Here is a 12,121-nt window from a genome sequence, read left to right on the forward strand (position 1 = left end):
TATCGACACAATCGAAAAATAGATGAACACATGCAAGGTTTGGGCGCGATCCGATAACCCTCAATCCTGATCAGGTAAAAGCGAATGTCGCCAGAACTGGTCTTCTTTTTCGAACAACCTCCGGGTCTCCTGCGGCCCCCAGGTACCGGCAGCATAGGTATGTATAAAATCTCGCTCCATCGCCCACACGCGCAGTATCGGATCAACCACGCGCCACGCCCATTCCACCTCGTCATAGCGCAGAAACAAGGTACGATCGCCTTCAATAATGTCGAGCAAGAGATCCTCATACGCGTCGTACGCCTCTTCGTGGTCTTGCCGAAAACTGGCGTCCAGACTGGAGGTACGCGTCTTCATTTCCAGGCCGGGCTCTTTGACCTGCATTTCAATGCGCACGCATTCATATGGTTGTATGCCCATTAACAGCCAATCGGGTTTGAGCTTCTCGACTGGCGTGTTACGAAACAGATGTTGTGGTGGTTCCTTAAAACGGATGCTAATGGCAGATTTGGTTTCCGCCATGCGCTTTCCTGTGCGTATATAAAACGGTACGCCACGCCAGCGCCAATTATCAATATACAGCCTCAAGGCACTATAGGTTTCGGTAACACTATCATGACCGACACCGTCTTCTTCGAGATAGCTCTGTACTTTTTTACCTTCGACCACCCCGCTGCTGTACTGCGCACGAAAGGCATGGGCATGTACGGCACTTTGCGGGATAGGACGAACTGACTTCAGCACTTTAACTTTTTCATCTCGTAGAGATTCCGCGTCCATAGATGCGGGTGGTTCCATTGCAACCAGGGTCAATAACTGCAGCAAGTGACTTTGTATCATGTCACGCAAAGCACCCGCGCCGTCGTAATAATCCGCACGTCCACCTATGCCGAGCGTCTCAGAATGAGTGATCTGGACGTGATCGATATAATTGCGATTCCACAAGGGTTCCATCATGACGTTGGCAAAGCGAAATACCAGTACGTTCTGAACCGTACCCTTACCGAGGTAGTGATCAATACGATAGACCTGGTGTTCGTCCAGACAGCGATGCAAACGTGTTTGCAGCATTTGCGCACTTTCCAGATCGTATCCGAATGGTTTTTCAATGATAACGCGACGCCAGCCGTGTTCCTCATTGGTCAAGCCAGTAACGCGCAAATTATCGATAACAACGCCAAACTCCGCAGGGCGTATTGCCATGTAAAACGCCGCGTTTGAAGGCATGTCATCATCATCATTCAGAAACTTGCCAATATTGTGATAGGTGTTGACGTCTTTTAGATCGCCTTTGAGATAGCGTAGTCGTGCCGCGAAACGCGAGAAAACATCATCTTTAACACCACCACGCACCAGCGGTGCCAGTACTTCTCGAACCTGATTAATCCAGCTCTCGTCGCTACCATCACGTCGTGACAACGACAGAATGATTGTTCCATCGGGAATCCGTTTATCCACTTCCAAATGGTATAAGGCTGGCAATAATTTACGCTGCGCAAGATTTCCTGTTGCGCCAAAAATAACATAAGTACAGGGTTCAACCCGTTTAGTAACACCGTTCATACAGGCGTCTCCTTTCCTGTACCGATCCAGTCGGTGTGAAAACTTTGCTCTATCGGCTTATCGATACGTCGATAGCTGTGTGCTCCGAAATAGTCACGTTGTGCTTGCAACAGATTTGCCGGCAAGGTGTCATGACGGTAGCCATCGTAAAATGCAAGCGCCGATGAAAATGCCGGCACGGGTATTCCTTGCTCCACCGCAAAAGCCACCGTTTTACGCCATCCATGCTGCGTTTTTTTTATCGCCTGGCAGAAAAAGTCATCAAGTAACAGGTTTTGAATATCCGGATTTTTCGTGTATGCCTGTTTGATATTACTTAGAAATCGGCTCCGTATAATGCAGCCACCTCTCCACATCAGCGCAATATCACCATAGTGCAAATGCCAGTTATATTCCTTTGCCGCCTGACGCATCAACATAAATCCCTGGGCATAGGAGATGATTTTCGATGCATACAAAGCATCGTGTACGGCGGCAATCATGGTCTCACGCGTTTCACTCGTAGTTGTCTTTTTCGGACCGGTGAGCATACTCGAAGCTTCAATACGCTCCAGTTTGATGCTGGACAGATATCGTGCGAAGACGGCTTCGCCGATCAAGGTCAGCGGCACGCCTAATTCGAGTGCATTGATCGCCGTCCACTTGCCAGTACCCTTTTGTCCGGCACTGTCGACGATTTTGTCTACCAGAGGCGAACCATCACTATCATTGTGCGCAAGAATATCGCGGGTAATTTCGATCAGATAAGAATCCAGCTCACCTTTGTTCCACTCGTCGAAAATAGACGACAATTCATGCGGCTCTATTTCCAAACCGAAACGCATGAGGTGATAGGCCTCGCAGATAAGCTGCATATCGCCGTACTCAATGCCGTTATGCACCATTTTGACATAGTGCCCGGAACCTCCTTCGCCCACCCACTGGCAACAAGGCTCGCCATCCGCTTTCGCCGCGATGGTTTGAAACAACTGTCCTACCTCGGGCCAGGCGCTCGCATCACCTCCAGGCATTAAAGAAGGACCATGACGCGCACCCTCTTCTCCGCCGGAAACACCGACCCCAAGATAACGTATGCCCTGGCGGTGACAGCGTTCGACTCTGCGCTGGGTATCGGTATAGAGGGAATTACCGCCATCAATGATGATGTCGCCTGCCTGGAGGTTTGGCATGAGCTGCGCAATCAAATCATCGACAACGGGGCCGGCCTGCACCATTAACATAATTTTGCGCGGCGGCACCAGATTGGAACAAAGCTCTTTAATTGAATATGCGCCACTGACCGATTTACCCTGCGCAGCGCCATTAAGAAATTCATCCACGCGCGCAGTGGTACGGTTATACACCACTACGTGAAAGCCATGATCGGCCATATTCAGGACAAGGTTTTGCCCCATGACCGCCAATCCAATTAAACCGATATCGCCTTGTTCCATGGTTGCACCTTTTAGCAATACCAAAAGTTGTGTATTGTCGGAAATACATATACGCCAGTTGGCGCGGAAAGTTATCATGACATGTGTTTGTCACCAGTAGACAAACAGGCAAGGATAATTCCGTTTACACAAGAACTTATATGCAATATCAACACGACAAGATTCTTTTTGCAACCAGCGAGCTGTTTCCTCTGATAAAAACCGGAGGTTTGGCCGATGTTAGCGATGGATTGACGCGCGCGTTGTTTAAAAAAGGTGTAGATATCAAGGTTATTTTACCTGGCTATCTCGATGTCAAACGGCAGTTCCGCAGACTACGTACTATTGCCGAGTTCGATATTCCGTTCAAAGGCAAGCTACTCGAAGTACCTGCTACCAAACACCGACCTTCCGTCATTTTAGTAGATATACCCGAGCGCTTTGAGCGCAGTGGCGGCCCGTATGCCACCGACGACGGTATCGACTGGCCCGACAATGCGCAACGTTATTGCGCGTTCAGCAAGATAGTCGTGATGATTGCACTTGGTGAATTGCTACCAGATTGGCGACCCGACATTGTACATTGCAACGATTGGCAAACTGCCTTGGTACCGGCACTTTTGAACCGACACAGTCAGCAACCAAAAACCCTGTTTACCATACACAACCTGGCCTACCAGGGACAATTTTCATACGACGTATTTAAACTGCTGCAATTGCCCGATGAGTTCTGGTCGCCAGATGCGTTGGAATTTTATGGTCAGTTTTCCTTTATCAAGGGAGGCTTGGTTTACGCGGACAAAGTAAACACCGTCAGTCCAAGCTATGCCAAGGAAATCACCTTGCCCGCATTTGGTTATGGTCTTGATGGACTATTACGCCATCGACAAAACGATCTCTGTGGCATTACCAACGGTGTGGACTATGAGAACTGGAATCCTCAACGGGATAAACATATTGAGCAGATATTTAGCTATCGCAGCATCTCGCGTAAAAAAATTAACAAAATAGCCTTACAAAAGATTTTTGGTTTGCCATTAAATGATGAAACCGTTCTTATCGGCACGATAGGTCGCATCGTCGAACAAAAAGGTTATGACTTAATACTCGACGCCCTACCGACACTACTGGAAGAAAATATACAACTGGTCATACTCGGTTCGGGTAATCCGTATCTTGAAGCTCGACTCATACAGGCCATGCAGAAATATCGCGGACGATTGTCTGTCAAAACAGGTTATAGCGAAACACTTGCGCATCAAATCGAAGCAGGCGCAGACATTTTTCTCATGCCTTCACGCTATGAACCTTGTGGTCTCAACCAGATATACAGCCAGCGCTATGGAACCGTGCCGATAGTGCACCACACAGGTGGTCTGATCGACACCGTGACCGACACCAATGAATTTACCTTGCAGGCGGGCACAGCAAGCGGTTTTCATTTTTATCAACCCACCCCTGAATCTTTAATCGCCGCTGTCAGACGCGCCCTCGCACTGTATCGAAGACCACGTAAGTGGCGGCAATTGGTGCGCACAGGAATGCAGGCAAACTACAGTTGGGAACGAACGAGTGAAGACTATCTTCGTTTGTACGACTCTCTGCATCTAAAAGCGGGCAGTAATCTGGCAATTTCTGTATAATGTGTCGGCTCCAAGCTACATGCCCCCTGAAATACTGGGTCTATCAAGTTGACCAATCGCGGTCTTGAGCAATAACTCCTTGAGTTTCAATAAGGTAGAGAAAAAATGTCGATAGTTAGCGACAAAGCGCTTCGTTCACGCGTCAAACTTTTTGGAAATCTGTTAGGTGAAGTTCTGCGTGAACAAGCCGGCAATCATGTGTTCACCGCCGTCGAAACACTCCGCAAAGGCTATATCAGCCTGCGTAATGCAGAAAGCTCGTCCAAGCGCAAACGACTGGCCCGAATTATCGACAATCTCGACCCTGACACGTTGTCACAAGTGATTCGCGCCTTTAGTATTTATTTCAATCTGGTCAATATTGCCGAAGAATCAAATCAACACCAGACGCGACGCGCGCAATTGCGTCGCCATGTCGATCATTACGGTTCATTTCCACAAATTGTGCGTCAACTGCACAAAAGCGGCGTAAACGCAGAACAACTCGGTACGCTTTTGTCGCGCCTGGCCTATATCCCGGTAATCACGGCCCATCCGACAGAAGCCAAACGCCGTAGCGTTATGGAAAATTTACGCGCGATTTATCAAGCAAATGATTTAATCGACGACCCGCGACTAAGCCGCGAAGAAAAAGATGACGCCACGCAAAAACTAAAAAATAAAATTCGCGTCTTGTGGAACACCGACGAAGTGCGCGACCAGAAACCACAAGTCGCCGATGAAATTCGCATGGGTCTGTACTATGCTCGACGCACATTTTTCGATGCTGTTCCCAAAGTCTATCGCGCGCTGGAAAACGCCGTCGCCGATTGTTATGGCGAAAATGAGGACGGCAGTCCTTCGATAAACGTACCGAGCTTTATACATTTTGGCTCATGGATAGGCGGCGACAGAGACGGCAATCCGTTCGTAAAACCGGAGACGACTGTATTTGCAGTACACCTTGCCGCCCAGGTGGTATTAATCGAATATATTCACCGCGTCCGCCAGCTCATGCGAGAACTCACGCATTCCAGCCATTTTTGCGAGCCGCTTGAGGCATTGCTCGCGGCGGAAGAAGCCAATCCGGAATTTATACAGACCGTCTTCAATAACAAACTGGACCGCTATCGTAGCGAACCTTATCGACGTAAACTGGCGATGATACGCTATCGCCTGGAGCGCAATCTCGAAACGATCAAGAACCGTTTAAACGACAAAGACAAAACGGTTTCTCCGTATATCTATGCCAACGAATCAGAGTTTCTAAACGACTTACACGTCATGCAACAATCCCTGCGCAGTCATGGTGACAATGCCAGTGCCGATGGTCGCATCAAAGATCTCATCCGATTGGTGGAGTCCTTTGGATTCTCGCTCTATCGACTTGATCTACGCCAGGAGTCCACCAAACATTCCGAGGCGGTGAGCGAAATCTTTGAAAAGTTTTTTGGTCGCAGCGGCTATTTGTCTTTATCTGAAGACGAGAAACTCGCTGTTCTCGGTCAGCACATCAGTGAATCCACCTTACCAAAAATTGAATCCAGTGAGCTAAGTGAGCAGAGCAAGGAAATTCTCGATACATTTCTTGTGATGTACCGCTTGCGCAAGGAACTAAGCGCCAACTCTTTTGGCAACTACGTTATTTCTATGACCCATGAAGCGAGTCATGTCATGGAAGTCATGCTACTGGCAAGACTTAGCGGGCTTGCGGGTTATAGCAGCGGCGAATGGTTTTGTCATATACACATCGCACCGTTGTTTGAAACCGTAGAAGATCTTGCCCACATCGTACCGGTGATGAGCAAACTGCTGGATGACAGCGTTTACGCCAATTTGATTAAGGCTTCGGGTAACTGGCAGGAATGCATGCTGGGCTATTCCGACTCCTGTAAAGACGGTGGAATACTCGCATCCGCATGGAATCTCTACGAGGCCCAGAAAAAAATTACCGAACTCACCGACAAAAAAGGCGTTGAGGTTAGGTTGTTCCACGGCCGCGGTGGTACGGTTGGACGCGGCGGCGGTCCAACGCACGACTCCATTATTGCTCAGCCACTTGGAACCGTGCGTGGACAAATAAAATTTACAGAACAAGGTGAAGTACTGTCGTTTAAATATGGCAATTTAGAAAATGCTGTATACGAACTGACTATGGGCGTAACAGGACTCATGATGGCCAGCCGTGGCGTTGTCAAAACCTTGCGCGAGGACCGAAAGGACTATCTCGGTATCATGGACGACATCGCAAAAATGGGTGAAAAAACCTATCGCACCCTGACAGAAAGTACTCCGGGATTTCTGGATTACTTTTATGAAGCCACACCGGTTACCGAAATCGGCATGATGAACATCGGCTCGCGTCCGTCTCATCGCAAAAAAGGTGATCGATCCAAAGGTTCTGTGCGTGCCATATCCTGGGTATTTGGTTGGGCGCAGGCGCGACACACTCTACCCGCCTGGTTTGGCATAGGCACCGCACTGGAAAGCTGGCGTGCAAACGATCCTTCACACTTGGCGAAACTACAGAAGATGTATCAGGAATGGCCGTTTTTCCGCAGCCTCCTGAGCAACACCCAAATGGCGCTGTTTAAAGCAGACATGGATATTGCGAAGGAATATAGCAAGCTATGTGAAGACCCGAGCGTAGGTAAAAAAATCTATGTCATTATTCGTGACGAGTATATTAGAACCGTCGAACAGGTACTGCATGTAACTGGCAATACACATTTGATCGAGGAAAATCCTACGCTTTCGCTATCACTATCGCGCCGCAACCCATATCTTGACCCGCTTAACCATATTCAGGTTAAAATGATTGCGCGTTATCGTAAACTTGCGGAAGATTCTGACGATCGCGACATCTGGCTGGCGCCGCTACTGCGCAGTATCAATGCGATTGCATCAGGTATGCGTAATACCGGTTAAAAAACGTGCAGCAATTGGGCAAAAGGATTTACCTTATGAAACGACTTTGGATAGGCCTGGCGATTTTGTCTTCCATTTGTTTTACTGCGCAGGCTCAAGAGGAAACTTCTCAGGACATACGTGGCAAGGGAAAGATTGCAGCCCATGTGTATTGGTCACCCGCCCACATACCTTTTCCTAACGCCTTAGGTGCGAATGTCTATTTCATTGCTAATGAGAAATGGCAGCTTGGATATGATTATCTTTCCAGCGGACGCGCCATTGGACTGTTTTCTTTCAAAGTCGGCGAAATAAGCGAAAACAGCCATACCTTGCTTGCACGACGCTTTTTCGGCAATAGTTTCAACCTGCTATTTGGCGCTGGACAACGCACCCTGACCGCTAAACTGCCTAATAACCTGCTGGACCTGGCCACAACCGAATACTCATTGACTGCCGCTGAGTTACAGACCCGATATGCCCGTATCGGCGTTGGCAATCAATGGCATTTCAAAAAACACTATACCTTTGCGGTTGACTGGCTAATTCTCGACATCCCGTTTAGCGGTGAGGTGATTACCAGCTCATCTCAATTTGCCAGCAGCCCATCAAATACGGACACCATACGAACAACGGAAAATATCCTGAAGTACTTTCCGTCATTTGCGTTAGTACAGATGAATTTCGGCGTTGTCTTTTAGGCCATTTTCAGCGAACGCAAACAACAACTAGATTTTGCGAACAGCAGAAGAGCCGCCGCTTTGTTTTTCTCATTCCGACGGTTGCTAAGCCCGCTACGGCACGACCAGGGAATACCGCATATCCTGAAAGTCGGCAACAGCCGTCACGCCTGATGTCACATAACGAATCCCCGGTATCAAATTGGCCGTCTTGATGCCTTTTGATCTGGCAGTGTTTTGACAGAAAAATATTCTGACGCCTTGCGACAAAAGGTCTTCCACTTGTTGTTGAAATGGGTTTTCTTCCGTGTAGGCTTGTTCCGCATTATTGTTCAACACCAGGGAATAACCCGGACCGAGAACGATTGCAACCACATCGACTTCTTCCCGCATCTCCAGTCCATGCGTTATCGTGTAGTCTTTGATAGCATTATTGATATTGCCGAGAGCATAAGGTTTTGAGCAGTCTGGATTCGCGCAGGTATTGTTAATCTGATAGACAACACGGATGCGCCGACTATTCAGGCAACGCGTTAATACCATCGTGCCCGGTCCGAATTCTTCATTCAGTGGTATACCACTCACCAATCCCACTGGGCAGTTTCGATCATCATCCAGAGGCTGTATCAGATTTCTTGCATTTGGTTCGTCGGTATTATTGCTGTATATCGTGTCGGCGCCGACACCACATGCCGAAATCAAAATCAATTGCAACACCACCATCAACTCTTTAGTCATCGTCTATCCCTCCAGAAGGGCATACTCAGTATTTGCTCGGGTCCATTCCATACAATGGTTCAATTACAGGAAATCCAAATTTTTTAGTGGTATCCGGCAGGGGCAAATCACCCACAAGTTTGATGCGCGGAAATGGCAGGTTTTCACTTGTGATACGACGATCGGGCAAAGTCTTCAGATAGCGTGCGACTACCTCTACCGCGCCAACCACATTCTCGGGTGTAATTTCAGCAGGTGACAGCAAAATAAGCTCATCATTGTTTCCTTTTGCCAGCACTTTGATTCCGGCAATCTTCTCTTCATCGATGGAAATGCGATTCACCATATCGGGGCTGTTCAAGTAAAAATATGAGGCATAACTGTAATACGTAGACGCATCGCTATCAGACACCGGCACATCACCTATGCCATCGCTGTTATTATCAAGCATCAGATTAAACGCACGACCGGCGCTGATCGGACTGCGCTCAAGTGTCAAATAAGGGTTTATGTCAAAAGTAATCCCACTAAAATTGAACAACCATCCGCCAAGCCAGTTTGTTACATCCGGGTCCATACAGCTGTTGGCGGAGTTTTCAATTTGCCCGTTCAATTGCGCGCCACGAATTTCCGCGACCGCCACCATCGGACCAATCGGAATGTAGTGATATAAATCGCCATAGGTGATCGGACCAGGCGCTATGCTATTTGTATAACGAAACCCACGAATCGCACCGATTTGCGCGCCCGTCATCACGCGGAAAGCATCGGCAATAAGATCGTGTCCCGTACCTTCAAGCAGTGCGGGATTTGCCGCATTAGAAAATGCATTTCGCTCAATTGGTATATCCGTATAGCCAATCACTTTGTCCAGTGGCTCCATCAAACGTGCGCCGTTATATGGATTAACGAAACGTCCCGGCTCAAAATCTTCACTCAGAAACGGCTCACTAATATCCTCAATCAAATCGGCAATGAATTCATTTTCTCGAATTCGCTCATCGATTTTGTGCGCTACCCATTTCCATTCACTGATGCGCCGATTGTCCAACTCAACGGTTAATTCACCTACCTGGTTACCATCTTCGCCTTCTTCCACAATCAGTGTCTTTCCACCATTAGGCGTATTCACCACAATTGGGACTGCCGTTTCCTCATGCATATCAGACGAAAAAATAATGTCGATGCCGTCATAGCGTTCGGCATTCCAGATATTCTCGGCTAGCCCGGCTTCCGATAACAGAATCACCAAATCGACATTTCTTTCATTGCGCAGTAAATCAACATAGTAAGGAATCTCCGGCGGAATCACTTTTTCTTCCGGAGTGCCGGCATTTATAGTTGTACCCTTACATGCACTGAACTCAACGCCTTTGGTAATATCAGAACTCACTATCGTCGGTCCGCGGTTCGTCGTACAACCAAATATACCTAGCTTCACACCATTAACCGTAAAGATACGAAATGGCTGCACCAGATTTTCACCAACCACTTTGTTGTTATAAGGTTCACCGCCTGTGTAAAACGCATTCGCTGCAACCGTGTTCCAATTTGCTCGAGGATTCTCGCCACCAAAGAAATACAAAAAGCGATCAACGCCGTAGGCAAATTCCCAGTTCCCCGGCGTGAACACATCGATTCCGAAACGATTTACGACATCAACGAGTGCTTGGCCTCGCGTGAATGTCGCCTCAGGACCACCGGCAATCGTGTCTCCGGTATGCACATGAAAACTGAAAGCTGTACTTCGTCGAATGTTTTGAACCACGGTATAGACTCGCGCCAGTCCACCTTCCAAAAGACCATTACTATCAGCGCGAAAATTGGGATGAGGGTGTAGTGACCCGTGAAAGTCACCGGTATGAATAAAGGTTATACGTCTTTCACCATCAGAAGCGACCTCCGCATCATCATCGGATCTGCCAACTTGACGATCACGAGTATCTGATCCAGAAGTAAACAACGGCGGCGATTCACAAGACGTGAAGAAACTGAGCCCACAAATACATAGACTCGCCATCCCTAAGCGAATACAAAATCCCATCCCTCTCCACACAGCGTCGCGCTTGTGTCCTGATTTTTAGTTAATTGTTATGAAACGATAATCTGAATGATTAAATAGAAACAGTGATGTTATTCTGTAAGACCGTGAAGCGTTTTTGAAAAGTATAGAACAAAAAAAAGAAATTTCGATTTAAAAGATTTTTTTACGCATATAAACCCCGGCAGGGTACCGGGGCTGTTTTGAATATCTGAATTTAGTGTGTTGCTACAGCCGCAAAATCGTTAAGGGTTCTGGTGATATTGTCGGCCTCATGACCACACTCAATCACGCCAAACGAATTCACAGGGGTATCAGGAATCTGATAGAACACGACGACCTCACCGTTGCCATTCTGTCGTATGAGTGTTTGCAACGGTTCATCTTTGCGCATGCCTTTATGACACTCACCGATACGCGTCCCATAAAACGGGTTGGCGAAAACCACTTTGGCCTCGGGCTTGCCCGTGATGGGATTGGTGGCAACTTCTTTACGAAACACCTGGACACCGGCTTTTTGTAGGCCTGCGATATAGCGCTCCAGGGTTTGATCCACCGAATATCGGCTTTCCAGCTCCGCTTCTCTGGCTTCCACCGACGTGGCTAACAATCCTAATAGAATAAAAAATAAGTGTTTTGGCATAAACGACCTCCCATTTCACTGATTCTTGTTGTTGGGAATCTCAGATTCAACCTCTCAAAAAGCAGACAGCTGCACAAACAACTGTTTTCCCGCTTTCGGGTGCAACCAGATTTTTGAATTATTCAGAGACTCCACAGGCAACCTGCACCGGAATATGATCACGTTGGCCGGTCACGCGGTTGTCAGCATCAAGATAGACCATATTGGGCTTGAAATGCAAAACCTCGCTCTCCTCCAGCTCCGCATAGGCGCAAATAATGATGCGATCGCCGGGGGTGGCCTTATGGGCCGCCGCGCCATTGATGGAAATAATGCGTGAACCATGCTCCGCGCGGATGGCATAGGTGATAAACCGCTCGCCATTGCTTACGTTATAGATGTGTATCTGCTCGTATTCCATGATGCCGGCCAGATCGAGCAAATCGCCATCGATCGCACAAGAACCCTCGTAGTCGAGTTCGGCGTGGGTTACACAGGCACGGTGTAACTTGGTCTTGAGCATGTGAAGTCGCATCTGCTTTCCGAGTATCCTGAAA

9 protein-coding genes are annotated in these 12,121 nt (G+C 48.0%); 3 read left to right on the forward strand and 6 right to left on the reverse strand.

Features of this window, described 5'->3' with window-relative positions; translation table 11 throughout:
- Positions 1 to 60: 60 nt before the first annotated feature.
- On the reverse strand, positions 61 to 1,563 hold the full coding sequence (gene zwf, locus OEZ43_09345; protein ID MDH5545787.1) for a glucose-6-phosphate dehydrogenase: 1,503 nt from the start codon (positions 1,561 to 1,563) through the stop codon (positions 61 to 63).
- Positions 1,560 to 2,996 carry a decarboxylating NADP(+)-dependent phosphogluconate dehydrogenase gene (gene gnd / locus OEZ43_09350; GenBank protein ID MDH5545788.1) on the reverse strand — a complete coding sequence of 479 codons (1,437 nt, stop codon included), beginning with the start codon at positions 2,994 to 2,996 and terminating at the stop codon, positions 1,560 to 1,562. The genes zwf and gnd overlap by 4 nt, the downstream gene beginning before the upstream one ends.
- A gap of 140 nt (positions 2,997 to 3,136) precedes the next feature.
- Here gnd and glgA point away from each other — a divergent pair, with 140 nt between their 5' ends.
- The 3 genes from glgA to OEZ43_09365 all read left to right on the forward strand — a co-directional run bounded on the left by glgA (position 3,137) and on the right by OEZ43_09365 (position 8,205).
- On the forward strand, positions 3,137 to 4,618 hold the full coding sequence (glgA, locus tag OEZ43_09355; GenBank protein MDH5545789.1) for a glycogen synthase GlgA: 1,482 nt from the start codon (positions 3,137 to 3,139) through the stop codon (positions 4,616 to 4,618).
- Positions 4,619 to 4,723: 105 nt separating this feature from the next.
- Positions 4,724 to 7,525, forward strand: coding sequence for a phosphoenolpyruvate carboxylase (ppc, locus tag OEZ43_09360; protein ID MDH5545790.1), 2,802 nt, complete (start codon positions 4,724 to 4,726; stop codon positions 7,523 to 7,525).
- 35 nt (positions 7,526 to 7,560) lie between these two features.
- A complete protein-coding gene (locus OEZ43_09365; GenBank protein ID MDH5545791.1) occupies positions 7,561 to 8,205 on the forward strand; it encodes a hypothetical protein in 645 nt (214 codons plus the stop codon).
- A gap of 93 nt (positions 8,206 to 8,298) precedes the next feature.
- Here the strand turns inward: OEZ43_09365 and OEZ43_09370 are convergent, their stop codons facing one another.
- The 4 genes from OEZ43_09370 to OEZ43_09385 form a co-directional block, all read right to left on the reverse strand.
- Positions 8,299 to 8,922: a DsrE family protein gene (locus tag OEZ43_09370; protein MDH5545792.1), complete on the reverse strand. Its 624-nt coding sequence runs from the start codon at positions 8,920 to 8,922 to the stop codon at positions 8,299 to 8,301.
- A 25-nt stretch (positions 8,923 to 8,947) separates the two neighbouring features.
- On the reverse strand, positions 8,948 to 10,945 hold the full coding sequence (locus OEZ43_09375) for a 5'-nucleotidase C-terminal domain-containing protein (GenBank protein ID MDH5545793.1): 1,998 nt from the start codon (positions 10,943 to 10,945) through the stop codon (positions 8,948 to 8,950).
- Between the two features lie 214 nt (positions 10,946 to 11,159).
- The gene (locus OEZ43_09380; protein MDH5545794.1) at positions 11,160 to 11,585 is read right to left on the reverse strand and encodes a hypothetical protein; all 426 of its coding nucleotides are present in this window, start codon (positions 11,583 to 11,585) and stop codon (positions 11,160 to 11,162) included.
- Positions 11,586 to 11,703: 118 nt separating this feature from the next.
- Positions 11,704 to 12,099 carry an aspartate 1-decarboxylase gene (locus OEZ43_09385; GenBank protein ID MDH5545795.1) on the reverse strand — a complete coding sequence of 132 codons (396 nt, stop codon included), beginning with the start codon at positions 12,097 to 12,099 and terminating at the stop codon, positions 11,704 to 11,706.
- Between the last annotated feature and the right edge of the window lie 22 nt (positions 12,100 to 12,121).

It is taken from the genome of Gammaproteobacteria bacterium (assembly GCA_029881255.1).
Lineage (GTDB): Bacteria > Pseudomonadota > Gammaproteobacteria > S012-40 > S012-40 > JAOUMY01.

Excerpts from the sequence above, each read along its gene's own strand:
- glgA (MDH5545789.1), top strand. The coding sequence starts at position 3,137 with ATGCAATATCAACACGACAAGATTCTTTTTGCAACCAGCGAGCTGTTT.
- OEZ43_09370 (MDH5545792.1), bottom strand. The coding sequence starts at position 8,922 with ATGACTAAAGAGTTGATGGTGGTGTTGCAATTGATTTTGATTTCGGCA.
- OEZ43_09380 (MDH5545794.1), bottom strand. The coding sequence starts at position 11,585 with ATGCCAAAACACTTATTTTTTATTCTATTAGGATTGTTAGCCACGTCG.
- OEZ43_09375 (MDH5545793.1), bottom strand. The coding sequence starts at position 10,945 with ATGGGATTTTGTATTCGCTTAGGGATGGCGAGTCTATGTATTTGTGGG.
- gnd (MDH5545788.1), bottom strand. The coding sequence starts at position 2,996 with ATGGAACAAGGCGATATCGGTTTAATTGGATTGGCGGTCATGGGGCAA.
- OEZ43_09385 (MDH5545795.1), bottom strand. The coding sequence starts at position 12,099 with ATGCGACTTCACATGCTCAAGACCAAGTTACACCGTGCCTGTGTAACC.
- OEZ43_09365 (MDH5545791.1), top strand. The coding sequence starts at position 7,561 with ATGAAACGACTTTGGATAGGCCTGGCGATTTTGTCTTCCATTTGTTTT.
- ppc (MDH5545790.1), top strand. The coding sequence starts at position 4,724 with ATGTCGATAGTTAGCGACAAAGCGCTTCGTTCACGCGTCAAACTTTTT.
- zwf (MDH5545787.1), bottom strand. The coding sequence starts at position 1,563 with ATGAACGGTGTTACTAAACGGGTTGAACCCTGTACTTATGTTATTTTT.